Origin of the sequence: Paenibacillus lautus, from assembly GCF_050482385.1 — a bacterium.
In the GTDB taxonomy this organism is placed as follows: domain Bacteria; phylum Bacillota; class Bacilli; order Paenibacillales; family Paenibacillaceae; genus Paenibacillus_AQ; species Paenibacillus_AQ lautus_B.
The window spans coordinates 93,922-119,337 of record NZ_JBCNHV010000020.1 but is presented as its reverse complement, the minus strand read 5'-3'; the positions used below and the strand labels follow the sequence as shown (position 1 = coordinate 119,337).

Sequence of the window (25,416 nt, the reverse complement as noted above, 5' to 3'; positions counted from 1 at the left end):
ACTTCAAGGATGAGCGACCGCGATGCATAGGTAGGTTTTCTTGCGATATAGAATTTCATCAGTTCCACTGATAACTCATAAATTCTATATCTAACACGAAGCGAATCAGGAAGCAACTCGGCATCGAATCTTGAATTCAGCCGGGCCTTAGTAGAAGCTTCCGAAGCATGTTTCCTGCGGAAACATTTCAGGTGCTCAAGTACCCAAAGCGTACGCTCTGCTCCTGACGTCCCTATCTTCATCCAACTGAAGCGTTTTGAAAAAACGCACATCGGAAGCATTAGCTTCGGTGCTGAAAATCGACCTTTTTGAACACGCACTTTAAGTATTTCATCCCTTCTTCAAGGGCTCGGCCCTTCCACACGTCATTCTCTTGAAACACAAATGGCATACATCTAATCCTTATCAGTTTTACAAACCTTTCCTCTTTTTATCCAAAGTCTGCTTATTTTGTTTGAATCCTTGCCATGATGTTTTTTCCTGCATGGAAAAGAGGTACAATAAGAGGATAAGGAGGCGAGATCATACCATGAAAATTACATTTATTGAACCAACCCCGAGCCCGAACTCCATGATGCTTCACCTTGACGAAACGCTGGAGTCCGGGATTCGCAGAACATATACACTGGACAACGAACGGTCGGCTCCCCCCTGGATCAGGCAGCTGCTCCATATCCCGGGCGTAAAGAGCGTCTTTCATACCCTTGATTTCATTGCGCTCGACCGTAAAGGCAACGCCGATTGGCCTTCCATTCTGGGCGCCGTTCAGGAAATATTCGGTCAGGAGGGCCTTGCGGCCGGACTCCAAGAAGGTGCCGATGATATCGCTTTTGGAGAGGCTCAAGTATTCGTGCAGTATTTCCGGAATATCCCGATGCAAATTCGTGTCAAAAGCGGGAATCAGGAAGAACGCATCGGTCTGTCGGAGCGCTTCGCCAAAGCGGTAGCCGCGGTGGGAACCACGACGCTCATCAAAGAGCGCAAACTCAAGGAGTACGGCGTGCGCTACGGCCAGCTTGCTGACATCGCCCGTGACGTAGAGCAGGAGCTTGAAGCTGCCTTCCCTCAGGAGCGCCTCGATAAGGTCGTTGCCCAGGCGATTGCCCACGGTGCCAGCGACGAGGATTTCGTCGAGCAGCGCCGGAAGCTGACTGACGAGGAAACCGTAGCCGCGCTGCAGAATGAGGACTGGCGCGTCCGTTATGCCGCGCTGGATGCACTGGAGCCATCCGAGAAGCATATTCCGCTTCTCCGTCAAGCGCTTCGGGATCCGAAGATGCAGATCCGCCGGCTGGTCGTCGTCTACTTGGGCGATCTTCGCACCCCTGAAGCGATGGAGCTCCTATATGAAGCCATGCGCGACGAAACACCGGCCGTTCGTCGTACCGCAGGGGATACGTTATCCGATATCGGCGATGCTGCCGCTACCCCGGTCATGATCGAATCGCTCAAAGACAGCAGCAAAATCGTACGCTGGCGTGCGGCCCGTTTCCTGTATGAAGTAGGTACCGAGGAAGCCCGTTCCGCCCTGGAGGAAGCTGCCAACGATCCGGAATTCGAGGTTAGTCTGCAGGCACGTATGGCACTGGAACGCATCGAATCCGGCGAAGAAGCTGCCGGAACCGTCTGGCAGCAAATGGCCAAACGGAATCAATCGTAATCGTATCAGCAGGACTACCTTCATACCGTAAAATTTAACCATTGCCTCTGACATGGGATGTGATTTATACTAGGACTCTCTTGTTAGAATTGAATATATAGATAGCCTCATCATTCCAAGATGAGGTAGAGGTTGCAGACATGATCAGTAGTTGTGCCGAGGCGAAGAGAAGCCGGTGAAGCACAGTGAAAGGCATGAATGCCGAAGTGCAGGGTATACTCTTGTATTCTGTGCTGGGGCCGTTGTCGAAAGAGACGGAACTGTCACGGGGATTTCCCCGTGTTGAGCTATCTTCATGGAGGGTATGATGCGGATACGATAAAGACCGCAGGTATAATACCTGCGGTCTTTTTGTTCTAACAGGGTATATTTTAAATATCATTTCTTAATGTATAGAAGGAGTGTTCGATCTTGAATCGCAAAAAGGCACCAGCTGCTTCGCTGAAGCAGAGCTTTAAAGCCCGTCATATGACAATGATCGCCCTTGGCGGATCGATCGGTACCGGCCTGTTTCTGGCGAGCGGAACGGCCATCGCCTCTGCCGGCCCAGGCGGAGCGCTTATCGCCTATGCCGCGGTTGGTCTCATGGTTTACTTTCTGATGACCAGCTTGGGCGAGCTCGCTACGTATCTTCCGGATTCCGGCTCGTTCAGCACCTACGCCTCCCGGTTTGTCAGCCCTGCCTTCGGATTTGCCGTCGGCTGGAACTTCTGGTACAACTGGGCTGTTACCATCGCCGCCGAGCTCGCAGCGGCGACGGTTATTATTAAATTTTGGTTCCCGGACAGCCCGTCATTTCTGTGGAGTCTTCTGTTCCTGGCGATTATGTTCGGCTTAAACGTTCTATCCGCCAAAGGATACGGCGAATCGGAATATTGGTTTGCTATCATTAAGGTGGCAACCGTCATTATCTTCCTCATTATCGGTGTCATGATGATATTCGGTATTCTTGGCGGTGAAGCCGTTGGATTCAGCACCTTTAGCCTAGGCGATGGGCCGGTACACGGCGGGTTCTTCGCACTGGTCGGCGTGTTCATGGCTGCAGGCTTCTCCTTCCAGGGAACCGAGCTGATCGGGGTCGCAGCCGGTGAGAGTGAAAATCCGAGAAAACATGTCCCTAAAGCCATCCGTCAGGTGTTCTGGCGCATTCTGATCTTCTATATTTTCGCTATTTTTGTCATCGGCATGCTGATCCCTTACACCCACCCCAGCTTGCTTCAATCCGGGGTCGATAATATCGGAGTCAGCCCTTTCACGCTGGTGTTTGAGAAGGCCGGGCTTGCCTTTGCCGCATCCGTCATGAATGCCGTTATTCTAAGCTCCGTGCTGTCGGCAGGCAACTCGGGGATGTATGCTTCAACCCGTGTCCTGTATGCCATGGCGAAGCAAGGAATGGCTCCGAGATGGCTGAGCCGCTTGAACAACCGCGGCGTACCGGTTGCGGCTCTAATTGTAACCTCCGCCGTAGGTATGCTGGCCTTCCTGGCCTCCTTCTTCGGCGATGGCGTGGTATACGTGTGGCTCCTGAATGCCTCCGGGATGTGCGGATTCATTAACTGGCTGGCCATTGCCGTGAGTCATTACCGCTTCCGCAAAGCCTATGTCGCCCAAGGTAAAGACCTGAAGGAGCTGCCGTTCCGTGCACGCTGGTTCCCCTTCGGTCCCATCTTTGCCTTCCTGCTCTGTCTTGTAGCCATTATCGGTCAAGGCAATTTCAGCGGGGAGATCGATTGGTTAACGATCATTGCTACTTATGTCAGCATTCCGTTGTTCCTCTCCATCTGGTTCGGCTACCGCATGATTAAGAAGAGCCGCGTCGTGCCATTGGACGAGTGCGATTTAAGCACGAACGTCAAATAATATAGACCAGACATACCAAAAGCAGCTTCCCTCCCATACTTGGGAACGGAAGCTGCTTTTTTTGATGCGGACTAATTACCAAATAATCTGCACTCTCAGATCACCGGTGTTCTCAAACGCATGGTGATAGTATTTGATGGAGCCGAGATTGCTCTTCATCTGCAATTGCTGGAGCACATTCACAAGCTCTCGCTCGCTGCCGTCAAACCGGAACACCAGCTTCTGGCTGCCTTCAGCCTTTGCGGCTTTAACCAATGGTTGGAGCTGTGTGTAGGAGCTGACGATGGATCGGGCATCATAGAGCTGATATTCCAGATCCCGTTTCAATTGTTTGTATACTCCGGCTCTCGAACGATCCTTTACGGCAAGCCCTGACAGCGTGTTGCGGTAAAGGGTGCTCGCCTTCGGATAGGATTTGACCCAGGTATGATCACGGCCCATCTGTTCATCCGTCCGGAGGTAGTACGTATAGGATACCTCGTTGTCGCGATCCGGTACGGGATCGTTCCACGTCGTGTCCAGATGGTACCATTTGCCGTCCAGAAGGATCAGATTCCAGGCATGGAGCTGGCCCTTCGGATTGTCGGAGGCATAAGCCGTGCCCTCCACAATTTTGTTCTGGATTCCGGCTTCCTTGAGCAGTTTATGCGTTAACAGGGAATAACCCTGGCATACTGTGCTTCCGGTGTAGAGCCCGTCATAGGCTGTATATTTCGTAAGCGTAGTATCGTATTTCAAGTTCCGGACAACCCAATCGTGGATGGCTTTCACCTTCTCATGATCATTCATGCCCGGCTTGATGATCTGCTTCAAAATGCTGTCGGCATTCTGGTTCACATAGTTCGTCTGCTCCGCAGTCTCGCGGTAACTCAACCGAACCGTGACATTGGCGGAACTGGATGTCCCACGATAGTCGTAGCTATAACTAGCAATGGTGTAATGAATATAGGGATCACTGGCCATCGCCTGATCAAGTGCATCTTTCAGCTGCGATTTCAGCGATTGGGTCTCCCCCTGGTAAACAAAACGCACCGTCGATTGCCTGTCGCTCATCGCTGTCAGCAGTTTCTGCTGAATCCCATTGACCGACTTTACGACCGCTTTGTTGGAGGTGGCATAGACATCACTGAGATTAGCTGGTTCAGGTACTGCTGCAACGGTTACCGCCAAAGACCCTATGAACAGTAATTTAACGATTGTTCCTCGGCTTCGTTTCATCGGTACACCCGCCCTTCATCTTCCTCATCCGTATGCACCATTATTGTAACACATAACATCAGGGCTTAAGGGTTCTAGTTTTGTCGACCGGGCACGAATATCAAATACTACCAATAAAATGAGGACAGGAAGGAATCGCTGCGTCCCGCGAGCTTCGACATGCGAACCAGAACCTCTGCAGCCTCTGCACGCGTCACCTCACGCTCCGGCAAGAACTTGCCATCAACTGCCGGCAGAAGACCCAGCTTGAGAGCAATCAGGGCTGCACCTTTGTTAGTGATGGCATTGGCATCCGATATCCCCTGCACGTCAGTTGGAAGGATAAAGGCTTTGGACAGCTTCTCATAATTCAGGATGCGGGTCAGCGAGCTTGCCAATTCATCCCTTGTCAGCTTGCGGTCCAACTGCAGCGGGCTGTCCGGATCATAAGGGATCCAGTTCTGCCCGATCAGCACCTGAATGGCCTGGTAATACGGATGGTCCGGCTGCAAGCCTGCGTATGGATCCATGGTAGATCTTCCATACAGCTGCTCATAGGACGGGCTTACCGAAGCCGCCACCAGCTGATACCATTCGCCAAGGGAAATCTGGCCATCCGGGTATACCTTTCCGTCCTTGTCCGGAACCAGCACCCGATATTTCACCAGCTCCTGAAGAGCCGCTTCCGCATAATGCCCCGACGTATCGGTAACCGCCGGAATATCCTTGCGGCTCATTTCGGGCATGATATCGCGCCATTCCCCGCTCTTGGCATCAAGCGGTACCGTAATGCCGCCAAAGGCCGCCTTTTTGTGGGTCGGATAATAAATCAGCTTGATGAAAGGCTTCATAATCTCATTACCGGCCATTGAGTAGCCACCGTAGTAACCGTATTTCAACTTCAGATCAATTTCTTCCAGATATTTAGCTCTTGCCTGCTCCGAACTGATGGCCGGTTTTGCATCCGTTGGCAGTTTGGACGGGACGGCGTCCGAATTCACGCTAAAGCCCTGGATTTGCCCGTTGGCCTCCATCGTGAGGTTCAGGGAATCGCCCATGACGCGAATATCACCGACATAGCGTTGGAATGAAAATTGGTAGCTGAGGGTTTTAGTGTCTTTGCCCATTTTATCAACCGATGTCAGCTTCCATTCCTCGGCAGCATGCGGTACCAGCTTGCTTACCGTCTCGAATGCGAGATCCTGCGCGGCCTGCTGCGAAATCGGGTTCTTCACTTCCGCAGCCTCGGTCCGGTCAAAACGATATCGGTTGTACGAGTAAATCTGTCCGGTCCTGGCGTCCACCTCTGCGGATACCGTCTCCCCTCCGCCCATGGCGGAAAGCTTATTTTCGCCCCAACTTATGTTCCACGTCTTAACCTCGCTGTTGTTCCATCTTGTACCCAGTCTCTTGGATTCGGTCTTTAAACCAGACGGGAGCTTGATCTGCGATTCCACCCATCTGGCTGCTTCCTCTCCGCCAGAGAATGGAGCCGTCATTGGCTTGAAGATCTCTTTGGATGCCGGAATCGTGCCTTCCTCAACCGAGGTAAGCCCACTTTCTTCCCCTGTGAAACTAATGAACTTGCCTGTATTGGCATCCAGTGAATTGCCTGATTGATCATTAGGTATGTAACCTAAGAAATAATTGCCTTTAGCGTTGTTATATAAATTATCAGGCACATAAGCCAAGGATACCTGGAACTGTTCTTCAAACAATTTACGGATGGAGTCCTCATTTAATTTCGGTGTGGATGAAGGAAACTCCTCATTGATTTGATTGCGGGAATAGTTAACGGTATTGCCCTGTCCGTCAAGCGTGATCGAGATGCTGTTCACATCCGATTCAATTCCGTTCACCGAGGTCTGGAAATAAAACTCAAACCGCGGCGGGCTAAACAATGCCGTCTGCATCCCGAGATAAGCCTCATTCTCCTTAAGCTCACTCGTCTTCACATCCGATACATGGCCGCCGATCCATTTCAGCGCCTTCTCCTTGGCTGCTTCCCGGGTTAACACCGGTTTGTCGCTACCAGGGTTCATCAAAGAATGAGGGATATAAATATTAAGAAGTTCCCCCGTGACCGCATTGACCTGGGCATTAAAGCCGGAGCTTGAGTTCCCTTTGGTCAGTACCATTTGCAGATCCCAAGCAAGCACGCTCGATCTCATGCCATCATTCTCCAAGAACTGCACGTTCGACACTTTCACGTTCTTGAGCTCCGGGAAAGCCTTCTTAATGATGTCTTCCGCCTGCTTGGATGAAATTTTTGCACCCTTCGGTATTTCGTTATCCGTTACGCTTTCCGAACCGGCGTTATCGCTGCTAGTCACGGTAGTTGCCGTATCGGATACAACGACTCGGTTGCCCGGAACGGAATTGTCTCCCCATACCGGCTGCGCCAAACATAGCATGGCTGTAGCCGTAACCGCGCACACGGTCTTTTTTACCCTTACCTTCTTCTTACCTGATGGATTCACTTGATTCGCTCCCTTCCATTACTTGAACCTAACCATGTCTTACTTACACATGATGATATCCTTAACAAGTGCCTGTACACGGCAGCAATGACATAACCAAGCTACCTAAATAATACCATAACTTGTCTATATATTCCTTATGTAATAAGCTTTCAAAACATAACCTGCATGGTTAAGGATGAACAAAGTGTAACTATTTCGATCCCGCTTCTTGCGAAGGGGGATTTCCCTTTCGAACACATGTTAACCAAGCCGCGCCGCTTCAACAAAAGCCGCAGTGCGGCGCTTGATCTCCTCCATATTGCCGGACGCGAGGGCGTCCTGCGGAAGCAGCGCGCTGCCTAAACCAACCGCTGCCGCGCCTGCATGAAAATAATCCATAAGATTATCCAGTGTAACTCCGCCCGTCGCGAGCAGCGGAATGTGATTCAGCGGACCCTGAAGCTCCCGGATAAATGACAAGCCCAGGCTGGCCATAGGAAACAGCTTCACGATCTCGGCCCCGGCTGCGTACGCCGCGACGATCTCCGTTGGCGTCATTGCCCCAGGCCATACATCAATTCCCTGCTCCAAAGCAAATTCGATGACGGAAAGATCCGTGTTCGGCGAAATCAGAAATTGAGCTCCGGCTGAGACCGCTTCCTTCGCCATCTCCACATCAAGCACGGTTCCCGCCCCTATATATACGTCGCCATCATAGCGAGTACGCCAATCCTGGATCATATGTAAAGCACCTTCCGTATTCATGGTCACTTCCATGAACCGGATTCCGCCTTGGGCCAATCCTTCTCCTACGAAGTTCGCCTGTTCTCTCGTAATGCCTCGCACGATGGCAACGATTTTTTCACGCTTGAGTTCTGCTTTCAGTTTCAATGTCTTCCCCCATTTCTATTTACACTTCCGGCACGTTCCTAAATCGCATGGGCCGCAACTTCAGCCTGCTTCAAGTATATGCGGTCCGAAGCGTTCACGCAAAAAGAGCAGGACCGGAAACTGTCTTCCCGACCTGCTCTTTAACATCTATAAGGTTATCCGCGGAATTCGGACAGCTTTGCGCCGAGTTCACGCGTTGCTCCGTATACGCTTTGATAGAGTCCAAACAATTTATCATAGGTCTGAACCGCCTGCGGGTTCGGAGAATAGGAGCGTGCCGGCCGCAAAAACGCCTTTGCGCAGTCCTGAAGGCTCGGGAACCAGCCACAGCCGTAAGCTGCCAGCATCGCCGCGCCCATAGCCGGGCCCTGCTCGCTTTCCAGCTTCACGATTTCAGCGTTAAACACGTCCGCCTGCATTTGCAGCCACGTTTCGTTCTTGGCGCCGCCCCCGATGGAAATAACGCGGTCGATCTGCTTGCCAGATGCGCGGAGGATATCGATGGATTCGCGGAGAGAGAACGTAATCCCCTCGAGTACCGAACGTGCAAAGTGAGGCAGCTTATGCCCGGCGTCCATGCCAATGAAGCTGCCGCGGATGGTGGCATCCGGATGCGGCGTGCGTTCACCGACGATATACGGCGTGAACAGCAACCCTCCGCTGCCAGCCGGGATGCTTCCGATATCGCTCAACAGCGCGTCAAATGAGATAGTCGGCGCAAAAGTATCCTTGAACCAGGTCAGGCTGTATCCCGCTGCCAGGGTCACGCCCATGATATAGTAAGCGTCTTTCTCGCTATGATTAAAGAAATGGACCTTCCCTTCAAAATCCACCTCGCGACGTTCCTCATAGGACAAGACCACGCCTGATGTACCAATACTGCACATCGTCTGCCCTTCTTCGAGAATGCCGGCGCCGATGGCGCCGCAGGCATTATCCGCCCCGCCGGCAAATACCTTCGTCTCCGGCAGCAGAGCGGCTTGCTCGGCGATCTCAGGGAGCAAGGTACCGCACTGGTCGAAGGATTCAACCAGCGGCGGGCATAAGGTGTGCGGCAGCTGGAAGGCATCCAGAATTTCGGTGCTCCAAGTTTTGCCCGCCACATCCAGCAGCAGCGTTCCGGCTGCATCGGAATAGTCCATCGCGTACTGCCCGGTCAGGCGGAAACGCACATAATCTTTAGGCAGCAGGAACAAGGCAGCCTGTTCGAGCAGCTCTGGTTCAAACTCCTGCACCCATAGAATCTTGGGCAGGGTGAAACCTTCCAGCGCGCGATTGCGTGCAATGCCGAGCAGCTTCTCCTGCAGAGTCTCCTCTATTCGACGGCATTGCGATGTTGTGCGCGTGTCATTCCACAGGATGGCCGGTCGCAGCACTGCACCCTCACCGTCTACCAAGACTAAACCGTGCATCTGGCCGGAAAAGCTTAACCCCTCAACCTCGGATGGGTCAATGTTGTTTCCTGTCATTAATTGCCGTAACGACAATACCGTTTTGTCCACCCAATCCTCCGGTCGCTGCTCGCTGTAACCCGGCTTCGGCTGGCTCAGCGGATACGACTCCGAATGCTCGGCGACAACCTTGCCGCTGCGGTCCACCAGCACGGTCTTCACAGCACTGGTCCCCAAATCAACTCCGATAACGTAACTCATCTATATCCTCCTTCGTCTCCTCATGAACCGAACATGAAAACATCGTTGGCACTTTCCCCCGGCACTCAGTGCGTGATCCGGAATATGCTTGGATGACTGTCGACCCTAGCTCGCTATAGTTTCCTGTTTGAAATAAGTACACCGGCTTCCTTGGAGGGAGCCGGTGAAGGTTTGGATTTCATGGTACAAGCGCTAAAGAGAGTATCGATTAATTGGCAAGAATGTACTGATTCAGAATGGCTTTCAGCATTTCTTGACGTCCGGATTCGTTCTTGCGCGGGGACTCGTTGTTCAGCGCGTATTCTGCAAGGGAAGCCAATGTAGCCTTGCCAGATACGACGTCTGCGCCGATGCCTTCATTAAAGCTGCTGTAGCGCTTCGCGATGAAGTCCTCGAATACGCGGTCTTCGATCAGCTTCGCTGCCACTTTCAAGCCTTTTGCGTAAGTATCCATACCGGCGATGTGCGCATGGAACAGATCTTCCGGCTCGAAGGACGGGCGACGAACCTTCGCATCAAAGTTCACGCCGCCGCGGCCGAGACCGCCGTTCATCAGCACTTCGTACAGCGTCAGTGTCGCGTCATAGATGTTAACCGGGAATTCGTCCGTATCCCATCCGATCAGCATATCGCCTTGGTTCGCGTCGAGGGAACCAAGCATGCCGTTGATACGTGCTACGCGAAGCTCGTGTTCGAAGGTATGGCCGGCGAGCGTGGCGTGGTTGGCTTCGAGATTCAGTTTAAAGTGCTTGTCGAGACCGTATTTCTGCAGGAATGCAATCGTTGTAGCCGCATCAAAATCATATTGGTGTTTCGTTGGCTCCTTCGGTTTAGGTTCGATCAGGAATTGGGCGTCAAAGCCGATTTCCTTCGCATAATCAACCGCCATATGGAACAGGCGAGCCAGATTATCCAGTTCAAGGCCCATATCCGTGTTGAGGAGGGTCTCATAACCTTCGCGGCCTCCCCAGAACACATAGTTCTCGGCGCCAAGGCGTTTGCCCACCTCAAGTCCTTTTTTCACTTGCGCAGCCGCATGAGCGTATACATCCGCGTTGCACGTAGTGCCCGCACCATGCATGAAACGAGGATTCGTGAACATGTTCGCCGTGTTCCAGAGCAATTTTTTGCCGGTGGACTTCATGTGGTCTTCAATCGAATCCACGATTGTATCAATGTTGCTGTAGAACTCGCGCAGGCTGCTGCCTTCCGGTGCAATGTCCACATCGTGGAAGCAGAAATACGGAAGGTTCATTTTCTCCATGAACTCAAAGCCTGCCTCAACGCGTGCTTTGGCGAGGTCCATGCCGGAGTAATTGCCCCAAGGGCGAACCGCAGTGTCGGCGCCGAACGGATCCGAACCCCCTGCAGTCAATGTATGCCAGTAAGCCATGGCGAAACGGAGATGCTCTTCCATCGTTTTACCGGCTACAACTTCTGTTGGATTATAAAATTTAAAAGCATAAGGGTTGGTTGATTGGCTGCCTTCGTACTCGACTTTGCTAATGTTGTTAAAATAGGCCATGAATAAATCCTCCTATACCTTGTTAAGGTGTGGTTAACGCTTACAAGGCTATCCTATCACAGGATTTCCACTTTGTCTATTGGTTAAACAAAGTTATTGCCTTTACAACTTTTTCGAAACCGATGCCCTCTCCTGTTCGGATTATTTTCTACTAAAGTTCAACATATCTCCGTTTGGCACTGCCTATGATTCATGTACATCCATATTCAAATGTTACGACGATGGAAACCACCGGACCAAGGATTTCGCGCACCCGGGCAGCGTTACGGGCTGTTGCAATTTCCGGGCTTTGCCCCTAGACTATGGCATATCAAGTCTCCAAAACTTATAATGATCAGAAAGCAAGACTAAAAGGATGAATACACATGGCGAATATTACCGGTGACCAGGCTCTGGTCAAAAAAATAAATACCTCAATTATTCTCGATACGATACGGCAGCACGCCCCTGTTTCCCGAGCAAAAGTCTCCAAGCTGACCGGACTGAACAAGGCTACCGTCTCTAATCTCGTACAGGAGCTGTGCAGCAACCACCTGGTCCAGGAGATCGGACCCGGTGAATCCAGCGGCGGTAGAAAGCCGCAGCTGCTGCTGTTTAACGGACAAGCCGGTTATGCTGTCGGCGTCGAGCTGCGCGTCAAGCAAATGACCGCCGTGCTTACGGATCTGGAAGGCCGGATCCTTGCCGAAGAGGATACCGCCCTTGAAGGGCATGACGTGGAATCGGTGACGCGGCTGATGGTCGGCCTGATTCATGGCCTGATGCGGCAGGCCCCTCCCTCCCCATACGGCATCATCGGGATCGGCGTAGGCGTCCCAGGGATGGTGGACGGTGACGGCACCGTCCTCTTCGCCCCCAACCTGGGATGGGACATGGTGCCGCTGCAGAAGCAGCTCGAGCAGGAGCTGGGACTTCCCGTTACGATCGACAATGAAGCGAACGCGGGCGCTCAAGGCGAGCTGCGCTTCGGGGCCGGCCAGAACGCTCGCCATCTCCTCTATATCAGTGCCGGCAGCGGTATCGGCTCCGGCATTATCATCAATGGCGAGCTGTATAAGGGCGCCCGCGGATATGCCGGCGAAAGCGGCCATATGTCCATCGAGGCCGATGGACGGGAATGCACCTGCGGCAACCGCGGCTGCTGGGAGCTGTATGCCTCGGAGAAATCCTACGACAACAAAGGTGCCGCTCTCCCGTCCAGACGGACATCCGAGCTGATTCATCATGCAGCGCGTGGCCATGAGGAGACCATCCGGCATTTTGAAGAGCTCGGACGTTATCTCGGCGTCGGCATTACCAATCTTGTCAACGGATTCAATCCGCAATCGGTCATTATCGGCGGTCCGTTGTCCGACGCACGGGCTTGGATTGAGGATACGCTGCGACAGGTCGTTGCCCAGCGCACGCTTCCCTACCACCGTGAGCTGATGGAGATCCGGTTTGCCGAGCTGGGCAGCCGCTCGACCATGATCGGGGCGGCCTACTCCGCCATCTCGCAATTTCTCGGACCGGTACGGGTTTCCATGCCGATTCATTAAAATTGACGATATTTTGTCGTAATTAACACCCTGCATATTAAGGAAAATTCCGTGATTTTCCGCTATAATTAATCTCGTCCTGTAATTTAAATCACGATTCTCCTCGTGGAGAAACGTGTGATCGTTATACTAAAGGGAGAGGAAACGCTCAAATGACCTATGTAAGCACTGCGGAAATATCGGCGGAAATGTTTGTGACCGTATTGCTGTTTCTCCTAGTTATCGCACCTTTGCTCAGTCTCGCCATCATGCGGTTTTTTCAAGGCAAGAAAAAAGCCGGTTTCATTCTTCTCGGCTCCGGCGTGGCTGCATACGTCGTATTCCAGATCATCATGAGTCTGTTTTTTAGCAAGTGAATACGATCTGCGCGAACGTTGGCAGCATAGGCTCGTAAGCTAAAAAAGCTCCTTCCCTGGATTCGGGGAAGGAGCTTTTTATTCATATCATGAAGCAAGCCAGCGGCTTGCGATGATAGGTAATTTCGTTTAACCCTCCGGGTTCAACGCTTTGTTGAACTGGAGTTTGTTCATGCCAAGAATGCGGTGCTCGCCGATGATGGTGAGCGGTACTGCGCGAACGCCCATATCCCATACTTGCTGCGCGAATTCGTCGTTTTGCTCGATGTTGCGCTCTTCAAATTCAATGCCTTGATCGGACAAGAAGCCTTTTACCTGTTTGCAGTGCGGGCAGTTGTTCGAAGTGTATACAATCACATTTTCCATGGTTGGTCAGTCTCCTCTACTCATGATTTGGCTCTGCTTAAAGCCCGTTCGATCTCTATCTATCAGTTTACAACACGACAGCGTTGTGTTCCAAGCTCTCGATGTATTTCTCGGCATCCATAGCTGCCATACAGCCGCTTCCTGCAGCCGTGATCGCTTGTCTGTAACGGGTATCCTGCACGTCGCCGCAAGCAAATACGCCTTGGATATTCGTCTCGGATGTTCCCGGGGTCGTTACGATATAACCGTTCGGATCCGTCGTAATGTTTCCGCCGAGGAAACCGGTGTTCGGATGATGACCGATCGCCACGAATACGCCGCTGACCGTGATCGTCTCTTCTTCGCCAGTCTCATTGTTGAGCACTTTGATGCCTTTGACGCCTGTCTCGTCCGCAATGACTTCCTGCGGTGTGCGGTTCAGTGCCCATTCGATTTTCTCGTTAGCGCGGGCGCGATCCTGCATGATTTTCGATGCACGAAGCTCCTCCCGACGGTGAACCAGCGTTACTTTGGATGCAAAGCGGGTCAGGAAGTTCGCTTCCTCCAGCGCGGAATCGCCGCCGCCGACAACAACGATCTCTTTGCCGCGGAAGAAGAAGCCGTCACATGTTGCGCAGGTACTTACACCGCGTCCTACATTATCCTGTTCGCCCGGAATGCCAAGGTATTTGGCCGTTGCGCCTGTAGAGATGATTAACGTTTCGGCAACTACCTCGCCCATACCGTCTACGTCCAGCTTAAACGGACGCTCTCCGAATTCCACGCTGTTCACCCAGCCTGTACGAAATTCCGCGCCAAAGCGTTCAGCCTGCTGACGCATATTGTCCATCAGCTCAGGACCCATGATACCTTCGGGAAAACCCGGAAAATTCTCAACTTCGGTTGTGGTTGTCAGCTGTCCGCCTGGTTGCGGACCTTCAATGACGAGTGGGCTCAGATTCGCGCGAGCCAGGTAGATTGCAGCCGTAAGGCCTGCAGGGCCTGTGCCTATAATAACGGATTTGTACATATCGTTTCCCTCCTATATATGGAACGCTTAATTATAATCATTATAAATTAATATTAATTATGGTTATATCAGAGCCGTCTGTCAATATGCCACATCACACCCTCTCTGAAAATATTGTTAATCCATTCTTCATAAATCGCAGTGAAATCCAATGTCTTTGGGAAATGGACCCCGTTCTCCAATGAAGAAGACGATCTTGATGTTATGGGAACGCTTACTTTCGAAAACAATCGTACACATAAATGAGGTTAGATGAATGTAACGCTACCAAGTGCCTCCCCCACTCTTTTAACGAAAGGAAGATGAATGTTTGATGAAAAAAGGATAATGCTGGCACGAGCTCTAATGCCGAACTTAGCAGCGTAGAAGCTTGGGAGAAATCGAGAGCGACCACGGCCATTGAGAGCCAATAAAAAATCCCCTTCTTCCCGAAGAGCAAAAGAAGGGGATTTTATCATTAACACAAGCACAGATTAGCAATGACCGATCGATTAACGATTAGAGCGCAGAAGACGGAGCCCATTCAGGATAACCAGGATGGTGCTTCCCTCGTGACCGATGACGCCCAGTGGCAGCGCAACGCCCTGAATGAAATTGGCTGCTATCAGCGTCAAAATCACGGTGATGGCAAATATCATATTTTGCTTCACGATGCGCTGAACCCGGCGTGCCACCTTGACGGTGCCGGCAATTTCATCGATGTTGTCATTCATAAGCACCGCATCCGCTACCTCCAGCGCCGTTCCGCTTCCCGAAACGCCCATGCCGATGCCGACGGTCGCGGTAGCCAGTGCCGGCGCATCGTTCACACCGTCTCCAACCATGACCACATGGCCGTAACGGGACCGAAGTTCCTTAATATGTGTAACTTTATCTTCCGGCAGCAAATCGGAGAACACCAAGTCTACGCCGCTTTGCTTCGCAATCACGTCAGCCGTCGCCTTGCGGTCCCCCGTCAGCATCGCTACCTTGATACCCAGCTGCTGAAGCCGCTTAACGGCCATCGCCGCTTGAGGCCGGACCGCATCCTGCAGAGCGATCATGCCCTCGATACGGTCTCCCTTCAGGATAACGGATACCGTCTTGCCTTCGGATTCCAGCGTGTTCCGGATGGACAGCCAGTGCTGGCGATTCTCTTCAAGCGCGCTCCATTCATTTGGCGCGAAAGCTTCATTCGAATACTGATCTACAGTCGGTTGATCCAGAATATCGCTTTTTCCTATTTTCCAGGTAATGCCCTCTACATCTGCCTGCATACCCCAGCCTGTTATGGACTGGCCGTTCTCCACCTGCTGCAATTGAGCTCCCTCTTTCTCAGCCGATTGGACAATCGCCAAGGCCAGAGGATGCTTCGACATTCTTTCAATAGAAGCACTGATGCCAAGCAATTCATGCCGATCCCAGCCCTCACCTGCGATAAAATCCGTAACCACTGGCGTACCAAGCGTCAAGGTACCGGTCTTATCAAAAGCGACAACCGCCGTACGTGCCATATTCTCGATATGGGCGCCGCCTTTGAACAATACGCCTTTTCTGGCGCGATTGGAAATCGCTGACAGCATCGCAGGCATGATGGAAGATACCAGCGCGCAAGGGGATGCTACGACGAGAAACACCATCGCTTTGTAGAAGGTGGTATCCCAGTCCCATCCCAGAACGGGAGTAGCCAGAACAATCAGGGCCAAGGTTGCAATGACAACGACACGGGCATAAATCGATTCGAACCGCTTGATGAAGCGCTGCGATTCCGGCACTTCGTTCTCCGCTTCTTCCACCAGCTTGATAATCTTGGCGAACAACGTAGATTCCGCCGACTGGGTAACCTCAATGTACAATACGCCTTCCCCGTTCAGGGTTCCGGTAAATACTTCATCGCCTATGGACTTATCGACCGGTACGGATTCGCCGGTAATCGAAGCCTGGTTGACGGAGGAGCTGCCGCGATAAATTTTGCCGTCTGCAGGAATAAGCTCGCCCGGCTTTACCAGAATCAGGTCGCCGATCTCCAGTTTGCTGATGGATACCGATACCATCTCTCCCTTCTCGATGCGCAGGGCCGTCTCCGGCTGCAGCTCCATCAAGGACGAGATATCCTTGCGGCTTCTCTCCATGGTATAACTCTCAAGCGCCCCGCTGAGGGCAAAAATGAAGATCAGCATTGCGCCTTCATTCCAGTACCCGATCGCTGCAGCTCCCATAGCGGCAGCAATCATTAGCAGATTCACATCCAGATCGCGCTCCTTCAGAAGCGTCTCCACACCTTCTTTGGCTTTTACCCATCCGCCGACGGCGTAGGATATCACGTACAACACAACAGAGAGCGGTTCAGACCATTGGCTGGTCAGCCAAGCCACCAGCATCAGCAGGCCGCTGCCCAGTGCAGCCACGACTTCTGCGTTGCTCAGCAGGCTGCGTATATCCCACTTCCCAGGCTTCCGCGGCTCACGCGGATCAGCTCCATTTTCTATTGTCGATATGCGTCCGGTCGTCGTTTGACTTTGTATCCATTGCATAACCAATCACCTTCCTAGTTGAGAATGAGATCCATTATTACTACCCTTAAAATGACACATGCTGCCCCGGCTTGGCCGGAGCAGCATGCTAAATGAGAATGAGAATCATTTTTGAACTTATACAATTTATTTTCCTTCGTACAACTTTATATGTATCATACTCACTTCATCTTGATTTGTAAACACAATTTTTTCACATTTTTTAATTGCTAAAGAGTGCCTATTGACGTTCCCTGATGATGATGAACCTTATACACGTAAAAAAGCCCTTGCGATCTCTCGCAAGGACTTCTCTTTATACAATTACCTATTTTTGTAAAGCGCTCCCATTCCATCAATCGACAATCGTCGAACATCTGCGGCGCATCTCCAGCCTTGCACCAGTTATTCGAATGGCTGCAATCTCTGAGGGCTGACAGCACACCTCGTGTATGCCCTGCCGGTAAACCATCCGTAAATCCGTGGTAGCCACCCCATTGATCCGAAGCGTTAATTGTGGCTTCGTTCGCCTAATTCGATGGATGATCTCTGAGAATGCCGAGACCCTGTGTCCTGCCTCATCCGACGATACGGAATTCTCCGTCCCCTCCGAATCGAATACAATCACATCGGCCAAACGGGCAATCTCCGCTGCCGCTACTGGGTTCATCCCTTCTCCGAACAGCGCCCCATAGCGAATACGCACAAAACGCCTTTGATCCATAAGGGTCTGCTCTGCCACTTCTTCGATAAAATTATGAATCGATATAAAGTCATCCGCATGCGCCGGACGTACAGCCAGGAGCTCTAATTGGCACTCTACGCCTTCCTCGCTGCACTGCTCCATAGCTCGGAACAGAGACTCCAGCTGAGCATCCTGCGCTTCTCGTAACTCCATCGTGTTGGAAAGCCGGGCATCGTGCAGCAAGCTGACCGCACATCGGGCTCCACCCGCCGCCTGAAACACCGAAACCCAATAGGTCTTCCATAGCATAATAAGTCTCCGCCTTAACAGGGCGCTCTTCTCTGCGCTCCGCGAATTCAACCACGCCGTGTAAACCTCCTGCAGCAGGCCATGCTGCACAGCATCCTCTCCGCGTATCAGCCCGATTCCCTGAGCACCTTGCCTGATATCTTGTGTTATGGATTCAGGGTCTGCGGATCGGCTCATGACTTTCAGTCTTCGGTTCCTGTCACTCCACCCCAGCAGTCGGGTCAAAGAAGGTCTGTCCGTACCGTTATGCCGGATCCCGGAAACCCTGAGGGCTTCTTCAATATCGTCAGGCGATGCCAGTAACAGCAATACCTCCTCATGGGTGACTCCTCCTGCCATTGCAAAATGCTTCAGCAGATCCGTCTCGGGAGAAATCTCGTTTGCCATAATCTCCTCTGCTCCGATGAACTCTTCATCTTCAAATCGACGCTCTCCCAATTCACTGCCTGCTCCCCATTGCCTTTCCGTCATGGTTATCCTTCTACTCCCTTTCACCTTGAATTGGATAAACGCCTCCTTACAGACTATTATGAAACAATTGGAAATATACAGCGCATGGGATAAACACCGACTGAAATATCGGGAGAGAACGAACCAAGCAACCTACTCTTTTTATGCAGATTGCCTCCAACGAAGGTGGGAAAGCCTGACCCTATCTATTTATCCTCATTTCACGGACAGGATAAAACCTATACAATGGAGAAATGAATCGAAGACGCATGAAAACGTAAGGGAGAGTTGAGCATGAGAACTGATTATGATCATTGGGAGCCGATCAGCGTATCGGATACCGTCACAATTTTTGCTGAAATCCCTGCCCGTTGGTATATCGCCGGAGGCTGGGCTTTGGATTTATATTTGGGAGAGCAGACTAGGGAACACGGCGATATCGATGTCCTGATCCTTCGCGAAGAGCAGGCCGCCATTTACGCTGCATTAGCCAAAGAGTGGACGCTGTACAAAGCGGATCAAGGAACCTTATCAATCTGGGAGGAAGGCGAGTATTTGCATTCGGTTGGCGATGTATGGGTAAGTCGGAACGATGAAGCCCCATTTTCATTCCAGATCATGTTGGTAGAAACCGAACAGGACCGCTGGGTTTATCGAAGAGAACCGTCGATCCGAAGACCTCTCCAAGATATATCCTTAAAAACTGACCAAGGAATTCCCTATCTGAAACCGGAGATACAGCTTCTATATAAGGGTGGCAGTAAGAACATTCGGGAAAAAGACGAGCAGGATTTAATCAAGGTGCTCCCCTTCCTTCACCCGCAAGCTAAAACATGGCTTTCCTATGCGCTCCATAAGCAGTTTCCATCGGGTCACCCCTGGATCGATTACATCGCAACCTCGCTATAGCCGCCGAGCGGACACACATCTCCATAAAAAAGGCTGCTCCATGGTTTAGCCAAAATAACCGGAGAGCAGCCGCTGTCATATCATTGCCTTATCAGAATATGGAATTCACATTCAGCCTGTTTCACGTTTGCGCTCATACACGAGATCCAAAAATCCGTCCTCATCAGGCTCCTCTTCGTCCTGCACATAGCCTGGAGCTTCTCCCTCGGCTTTAAGTGCTCGCTTCACTTTTTATACTTGTCCTCACCGAAATCGATGTTCATTACCCGAGCGACCAACTGCGGCAAGTCCGTATTGTTGTGTAGTCCCCGGAATAGCTCAGATCCCGGTCCAAAAACATACAGCGGAACATCCACACCCGTATGCAGATAGGTATTCCATCCCACGAGGGAACGTTTGCTAATGACACTATTTATAGCTTGCATAGCGTCAGCAGCATTTATAATTGCGACTTCTTCCTCAGCCGTCGCATCGATGCCGGCATAAGCTTTGAGCACCTCTTTGACATTGCTTCTATCCGTCTTCAGCTCTTTAGCCATATAGAGTCCGGATGCTTGTACCTGTCGCAGCACCTCTAGTTTGGCGTCCGTTTGATCATATCCTCCGACCGACATGCCTCCGGTGTCGTGATCACCGACTACAACGACTAGCGTGTTCCCGTCATCTTCCGCAAACTTTCTTGCCAGCTTCACTGCTTCTTCGAACGATTCCGTGTCCTTCATAGCCCATGCGGCATCATTGTAGTGACCGGCCGAATCAATCTGGCTTCCTTCCACCAGCAGGAAAAAACCATCCTTGTCTCTACGGAGAATATCGATCGCTTTTCCCGTCATTTCTTTCAGGCTTGGTTCGTTCGTATGCTCCCGGTCCAGCTCAGGCGCCATGTCTCCGTCCGCGAACAGACCGAGAATTCGGTTTCCTCTTGCTAATTCCAGTTGAGCACGGTTCTCAACTACACGATAACCTCTCTGTTTCGCTTCTTCCAACAGATTGCGGCTGCTTTGCTTCCCTCCCATAGTCTCAGGAAGAAAGAAGGCCTTACCTCCCCCTAGCAAAACATCTGCAATTTGCAATTGCTGCTGCGCAATATCGCTTTCATCTTTCCTTGAAAATACATGCGATGAGAACGCAGCTGGGGTCGCGTCGGTAATGCTCGAAGTAGCTACAAGACCAGTTGCCTTCCCCTGTTCGCGGGCCGCCTCAAGAATGGTCTTGCGCTCAATCCCATCGGGAGTCCTCCCGATCATTCCGTTATTCGTCTTGTACCCCGTGGCCATAGCCGTCGCCGCAGCGGCTGAATCGGTGAGCGCGGAATCAGCCGAATATGTCCTTACCATGCCTACAAACATGGAGTCCATCACAGAGGGCTCACCCTTGTACAAGCGGTAGTTGGCTGCATAAGCAGGTGAAAATCCATCCGGAATCATAAAGATTACGTTTTTGGCCTTCGCACGAGAATTGGAGGCAGCTGCCTCCGTCGGTTGGGCAACCTGCAAACCAAAAATGCAGCACGCCAGCACAAGAGCCAACATGGCAGCAGCTGAAAGCTTAACTTTCACAGTTCCTCACCTTCCTTAACGGGTATTCTGAAGCTAGAACCCAAATATTAACGGGGCACATGCGAGCCCCATTTGCACACTGTTGTCTCAAATGGACTGATGCATGTCCTGTTTGCTACAGCAGCAGCTTGCTCAGCACGTTATCGCTGATACGGACTACATTGTTGTTATAATTGTTCCAACCCAAGCTGCCTGCCCAGTTAACTGAACCGACGGAGAACACAGCGCCGCCGCCATGAATATCAAAATAAGTCATGTCCGCCCGCACGAGCGGATTGGCGGTGCCCCCCTGACCTGGCGCGGTATGAAGCAGGTCTTCATGCACGAATTGGTAGTTATCGTCATGACCGGTCGATGTCGCCAGACGCAGCGTGTGCGAAGGTGTTCCGAAACTCAGATCGTAACGGTCGATCTCATCGCCAGCGGCTCCTCCGGCAGCATGTCCGAAATCACCAATGATCTCGTTGTCGCCGATACCGTCAAAAATAAACCCGGCTTCCGGTTTGAAGCTGTCATCTAACCGCCGATAGCCGGTAGCAGACCCGCCACCCAAAGCGCTAGTACCTACACCAACAAGACGCTGGGGCACATAACCATGATGACGCCATATACCGCCGGACTCTCCCGTCGTGCTGTGGAACAGCTCGCCTGGAGGAGAGTCCGAAGCACGTGAACCGGCGTTACCGCGCCTTACTTCCAATAGTGACGGCCGGTCCGGATCGAGACTCGTCACCCAATAAAACCCGTTCCCCCCTAAATACATGACCCGTCCGCCGTTCGCTAAATATTGCTCCAGCGCCTTCATCATCGGTCTCGTCCAGTATTCGGGATGGCTGCCGGTGATCAGCACCTTGTAAGGGCTCAATAGATGAACTCCCTCATGATGTAAATCCTCGTCCGTAGCAACGTCATAGCTCTGACCCCGTTTCTCCAGCCACCCTGTAATGTACAGATCGGCGGAAAAGTGGCGTACCGCCCGCCAGTTACGGTAGTGAGGCCGGATATTCAAAAGCGGTCGCAGACGGGAGGAGAATTGCACGCCGCTGCCATCGTTATGCAGGTCGTAGATGGAGTTGCCCACCTCGGGATGTTCATCCAAATAAACGTCCTGGGAAGGAAGAACGTAGTCCTCCCCCAGATAGTCTTTGGCAAATTTAAACAGCCGTTCGTTCCCGTAAGCCAAATAAGTATTAGTCGGCGCAAGAAACAGAACGGGTGCACTTACGGTTCCTTGAAGAGGGCGAACAAAGAAAGGAATAAAGTCTACGCTGCCTTCAGCTTCAAGTTTGAGCGCGTATATTCCGCTCGGCAGATCGTCCGGGATCTTCCAGGAAATATCAATCTCCCACTCGGCATCGACAAGATCATTATCATGAAAGTGAACAGCTGCATATTGTTTAGGTGCGTGCCGGTAGTCCAGGTGTTCCCCAGTCCAGTTGTGACTGGTTACCGCTCTTGTGCCCCCCTGATGCAGGGTGCCGTGGTAGCCGCCTGCCGACAGGTCCTCAAGGCGTGTTGATGCAATCTCGACGCTGAAATCGTAATCCGCAAGGGGAACAACGCCAATTCCGTCTGTGCCAAGCAGCACGTTCGGTAATAACTCCTCGGGTAAAAGCTCTCCCCAGAACCGGGGATTGCCGATTTTGCCATTGTAATGATGAATGGTGCGTCCCGGAGCGGCAGGGTCGGAATCCGCAGCGAGCAGGACGCGCGTTAAGGCGACATTGCTGTAATCCAGATTTGCAGCAGCGGTATGAACTTGTAGGCCGTCATCCGCCTTCCACCCGTCCCAGCTGGTGACAAAAAGCTTGGCTGCCTGTGTGCTTGCAGCATACTGGAGGACTACGGAATACCAACTATTTTCCTTAAGCGGGATATCGGTGCGGACTGTAACGGATTGCCCGCAGCCCCCGGTTAGGGATAACGCCAGACGTCCGTCAGTTTCCAATGCCAGGGCAGCGCCGGATGTGCCCTCTGCAGAGCGTGCGGACCAGACGGTCTGGATATGGTCATATACGGGAACCGTCGGGTAAATCCACAGCTGTGCCGAGAATTCGCCGCTCTGCATCCAATTTCCCGGCAGGGGAAGCTCGGCATAGGAACCTGGAGCCGTTATCTGTCGCCGTCCGGGATATTCACCCGCACAATCTGCGGTCACCGGCTCCGTCGGCAAAAAAAACGAGTTGTCCGGATCAGGCATTCCTTCGGTTAAACGAACAACATTAGCCGTATATACCGAGCTTCCGGTATCAATCATAAAGTGCAGATCTTGACCGGGCTGGACGCTGAATTCATTCGAATACCCGACAATAGTTACAGGATTTGGCGCCTGCGGATCGGTCACATTCGTTTTCACATCTTCTTTGGACATTCTTACATTCCTCCCGTAGTTCAAAGTTTTTCTTTGTACAACGTGAAACGTGAATCAGTTCTGTTATGCCTGCCATGAATAAGATGAGAACAACACCTGGGTTCCTTCCTCTTATACCACATACAAGTTTTCGAAAGTTTTCCATAAGTTGTATGAGATATAATAGAATTATAGCATGTAAATATTATGGTAAGAAGGCAAAACTTGTTATAATAAATAAAATCTACTGAATATTGGCAGTGCTATCAATTGATCGATCCTTGCATGATTATCCACCTGTTTATTCAATAAAATGAAAAATACCATGACGAGGCAGGAATAATTCCCGCTTTGTCATGGTATTTTGAGGATTCTATCTTCTGATGCCTGCTGCAAATTCAGGAGTTCTCCCGTTTGCTCTTAATCACCCATTCCGTCAGGTTCTTAACACTGCTGATGGAATCCAGAGTCAAATCATCCTCGTCCACCGTAAAGTCAAACCGCTTCTCTAACTCCGCAAGCAGTCTAATAAATGTCATAGAATCCAATACGCCGGCCGTGCCGATTAAGACGGTATCATTATCAACAAATGACAACTGAAACATTTTCTTAATGATGTCCGTAATCTCTTGTTCGATCGCATCGCGGTTCATCGTTCAATCTCCAATCTCAAGCCAATTAAATACTTTGTGCGGAAGCGGCAGTTTCAGTATGTAGGTAGATGCCAAGTCATCCGCAGCGGATTTCTTGAAGCCCAGCATTTCCAACAACAGTCTGGCCGGTAAATTTCGTTGTTTGCGCACCAATCGGCACCGTACGGCTTCCGCCATCGGCACCTGTTGTCCCAGCCGTTCAAGAACCGTATACAAAAATGCCGAAGCGATGCCACGGCCTTCGATCCGACAGGAGATGCAAAAGAGATCCAGATTGATCTCTGCGTCGACGATATTCACAAAACAGGTCCCGATAAGCCCGTGCGCGCCGAACCGATCCTCAAGCTTGGCCACATACAAATAGCAGCCGTCCTGCTTGCAATAGGAATCGACGAACGTCATGTCAATTCTCTCCAGCAAACTGTTCATCTGATTCGTACGATGGGACAATTCAACAACCCGGGGGTAATCCCTCTCCTGCGCTAATCGGATCTGCAGCTTCATACCGCATTCCTTTAAAAATTGCTCCCGGCTTCCCTTGTGCTCTTTTTGGGCTTCTTCTCTCCTAGATCGCGCCTGCATATATTGACGCCGGTTCTCCGATTCCTCGGTCGCATGACCGATCTGAAATTCGGGGTACTCAGGCAAATCCCGGTATTGACGCGCGTCATATGTACGTATCTGAGGAGCATAATAGTTTATTTCAAACCGTTCGAACGGATCATTGTCGATCAAAGCCAGCGTATCCAATCCGATGTTCAGTTCCTTCGCTATCCGTTCCATACTGAGCGCCTTTGAGTCAAAATGACACTGTGGATACAGAAAATATTGACCGACGCCCAGCTCCTCCAGCTTGCTTTTCACCTGGTCCCAGTTGTTACGGCTGGCTATGCTCTGAACAATTCCGCGTCGGTCCAATATATCGAGGACGTTCATTATCCCCGGCATTAGTTTAATGCCTGCTTCGTCTTCTTTAAGCGTCCCCTGCCACAACGTATCGTCTAAGTCCCATACTAGACATTTAATCATGGGGTCCATTAGGAAATAGCTCCATTGTCAAATGTGTCGGCTTGAAGCCGTATTTCTTATAGAGAAGCCGCATCGGCAAATTGCTCACGTGCACCTTACCAACGATCTGCGTAACTTCCTCACTTCTGCAGTAGTTCATTCCCGCCTCGAAGAGCTCATCGACATAGGCGGTTCCCCGGCAGGATTCAGCAATATAGAAACTTTTGAAATTCGCATACGTCTCTTTGGTAACCGAGTTTTTACGCGGGGTTATCCACATCCAGCCTGAGACCTCCCCATCCACATCGAGAACAAGCATTCCTTCCCTCTCATAACGAAGAGCCTTTTCCAGCTTTTTCGTATGAAATAGAGGATCGGTAATCGCATCTTCTCCGAATGAAATCATGGAGATTTCTGTCTCGAATATTGTAATAACGGGAATATCCTGGGGCTCGATTTCTCTAATCGGCATCGTGCTGTAACTC

The 25,416-nt window shown here is 51.4% G+C and carries 19 protein-coding genes and 1 riboswitch; of the genes, 5 read left to right on the top strand and 14 right to left on the bottom strand.

Annotated features, from left to right (window positions below; genetic code table 11):
- The first annotated feature begins 529 nt into the window (after nt 1-529).
- Both ABEW73_RS24115 and ABEW73_RS24110 read left to right on the top strand, forming a co-directional pair.
- Entirely contained in the window at nt 530-1,660 is a 1,131-nt protein-coding gene (locus ABEW73_RS24115) for a virulence factor (RefSeq protein ID WP_430161585.1), read from the top strand.
- Nucleotides 1,661-1,778: 118 nt separating this feature from the next.
- Nucleotides 1,779-1,958: riboswitch (Lysine riboswitch) on the top strand.
- 170 nt (nt 1,959-2,128) lie between these two features.
- Entirely contained in the window at nt 2,129-3,520 is a 1,392-nt protein-coding gene (locus ABEW73_RS24110; RefSeq protein ID WP_430161707.1) for an amino acid permease, read from the top strand.
- Nucleotides 3,521-3,595: 75 nt separating this feature from the next.
- Here ABEW73_RS24110 and ABEW73_RS24105 read toward each other — a convergent pair whose 3' ends face one another.
- The 5 genes from ABEW73_RS24105 to xylA all read right to left on the bottom strand — a co-directional run bounded on the left by ABEW73_RS24105 (nt 3,596) and on the right by xylA (nt 11,247).
- Complete coding sequence (locus ABEW73_RS24105; RefSeq protein WP_430161587.1) at nt 3,596-4,738, bottom strand: transglutaminase domain-containing protein; 1,143 nt, start codon at nt 4,736-4,738, stop codon at nt 3,596-3,598.
- Nucleotides 4,739-4,845: 107 nt separating this feature from the next.
- On the bottom strand, nt 4,846-7,197 hold the full coding sequence (locus tag ABEW73_RS24100; RefSeq protein WP_430161589.1) for a YcdB/YcdC domain-containing protein: 2,352 nt from the start codon (nt 7,195-7,197) through the stop codon (nt 4,846-4,848).
- Nucleotides 7,198-7,440: 243 nt separating this feature from the next.
- Nucleotides 7,441-8,070, bottom strand: a complete 630-nt coding sequence (locus ABEW73_RS24095; protein WP_430161591.1) for a bifunctional 4-hydroxy-2-oxoglutarate aldolase/2-dehydro-3-deoxy-phosphogluconate aldolase — start codon at nt 8,068-8,070, stop codon at nt 7,441-7,443.
- A gap of 155 nt (nt 8,071-8,225) precedes the next feature.
- A complete protein-coding gene (xylB, locus tag ABEW73_RS24090; RefSeq protein ID WP_430161593.1) occupies nt 8,226-9,722 on the bottom strand; it encodes a xylulokinase in 1,497 nt (498 codons plus the stop codon).
- 208 nt (nt 9,723-9,930) lie between these two features.
- Nucleotides 9,931-11,247, bottom strand: a complete 1,317-nt coding sequence (gene xylA / locus ABEW73_RS24085; RefSeq protein ID WP_071219634.1) for a xylose isomerase — start codon at nt 11,245-11,247, stop codon at nt 9,931-9,933.
- A 365-nt stretch (nt 11,248-11,612) separates the two neighbouring features.
- Between xylA and ABEW73_RS24080 the strand changes: the two genes are divergently transcribed.
- Together ABEW73_RS24080 and ABEW73_RS24075 are read left to right on the top strand one after the other, a co-directional pair.
- Nucleotides 11,613-12,785 carry an ROK family protein gene (locus tag ABEW73_RS24080; protein WP_430161596.1) on the top strand — a complete coding sequence of 391 codons (1,173 nt, stop codon included), beginning with the start codon at nt 11,613-11,615 and terminating at the stop codon, nt 12,783-12,785.
- Nucleotides 12,786-12,937: 152 nt separating this feature from the next.
- Complete coding sequence (locus ABEW73_RS24075) at nt 12,938-13,141, top strand: hypothetical protein (protein WP_430161598.1); 204 nt, start codon at nt 12,938-12,940, stop codon at nt 13,139-13,141.
- A 129-nt stretch (nt 13,142-13,270) separates the two neighbouring features.
- Here ABEW73_RS24075 and ABEW73_RS24070 read toward each other — a convergent pair whose 3' ends face one another.
- The 4 genes from ABEW73_RS24070 to ABEW73_RS24055 all read right to left on the bottom strand — a co-directional run bounded on the left by ABEW73_RS24070 (nt 13,271) and on the right by ABEW73_RS24055 (nt 18,473).
- Nucleotides 13,271-13,507, bottom strand: a complete 237-nt coding sequence (locus tag ABEW73_RS24070) for a glutaredoxin family protein (RefSeq protein ID WP_076325401.1) — start codon at nt 13,505-13,507, stop codon at nt 13,271-13,273.
- Between the two features lie 67 nt (nt 13,508-13,574).
- On the bottom strand, nt 13,575-14,516 hold the full coding sequence (trxB, locus tag ABEW73_RS24065) for a thioredoxin-disulfide reductase (RefSeq protein ID WP_071219637.1): 942 nt from the start codon (nt 14,514-14,516) through the stop codon (nt 13,575-13,577).
- A 491-nt stretch (nt 14,517-15,007) separates the two neighbouring features.
- Entirely contained in the window at nt 15,008-17,029 is a 2,022-nt protein-coding gene (locus ABEW73_RS24060; RefSeq protein WP_430161600.1) for a heavy metal translocating P-type ATPase, read from the bottom strand.
- 334 nt (nt 17,030-17,363) lie between these two features.
- Complete coding sequence (locus ABEW73_RS24055; protein WP_430161602.1) at nt 17,364-18,473, bottom strand: PEP-utilizing enzyme, TIM barrel domain protein; 1,110 nt, start codon at nt 18,471-18,473, stop codon at nt 17,364-17,366.
- 273 nt (nt 18,474-18,746) lie between these two features.
- Between ABEW73_RS24055 and ABEW73_RS24050 the strand changes: the two genes are divergently transcribed.
- Nucleotides 18,747-19,361 (top strand): nucleotidyltransferase domain-containing protein, encoded by a 615-nt coding sequence (locus tag ABEW73_RS24050; protein ID WP_430161604.1) that lies wholly within the window; start codon nt 18,747-18,749, stop codon nt 19,359-19,361.
- Nucleotides 19,362-19,585: 224 nt separating this feature from the next.
- Here the strand turns inward: ABEW73_RS24050 and ABEW73_RS24045 are convergent, their stop codons facing one another.
- The 5 genes from ABEW73_RS24045 to ABEW73_RS24025 all read right to left on the bottom strand — a co-directional run bounded on the left by ABEW73_RS24045 (nt 19,586) and on the right by ABEW73_RS24025 (nt 25,403).
- Nucleotides 19,586-20,920, bottom strand: a complete 1,335-nt coding sequence (locus ABEW73_RS24045) for an alkaline phosphatase (RefSeq protein ID WP_430161606.1) — start codon at nt 20,918-20,920, stop codon at nt 19,586-19,588.
- A gap of 115 nt (nt 20,921-21,035) precedes the next feature.
- Nucleotides 21,036-23,291, bottom strand: a complete 2,256-nt coding sequence (locus tag ABEW73_RS24040; RefSeq protein WP_430161607.1) for a N,N-dimethylformamidase beta subunit family domain-containing protein — start codon at nt 23,289-23,291, stop codon at nt 21,036-21,038.
- 377 nt (nt 23,292-23,668) lie between these two features.
- Nucleotides 23,669-23,923: an acyl carrier protein gene (locus ABEW73_RS24035; RefSeq protein WP_430161609.1), complete on the bottom strand. Its 255-nt coding sequence runs from the start codon at nt 23,921-23,923 to the stop codon at nt 23,669-23,671.
- A gap of 3 nt (nt 23,924-23,926) precedes the next feature.
- A complete protein-coding gene (locus ABEW73_RS24030) occupies nt 23,927-24,961 on the bottom strand; it encodes an HAD-IIIC family phosphatase (protein WP_430161611.1) in 1,035 nt (344 codons plus the stop codon).
- Complete coding sequence (locus tag ABEW73_RS24025) at nt 24,945-25,403, bottom strand: N-acetyltransferase family protein (protein WP_430161613.1); 459 nt, start codon at nt 25,401-25,403, stop codon at nt 24,945-24,947. Before ABEW73_RS24025 ends, ABEW73_RS24030 begins: the two co-directional genes overlap by 17 nt.
- Nucleotides 25,404-25,416: the final 13 nt, after the last annotated feature.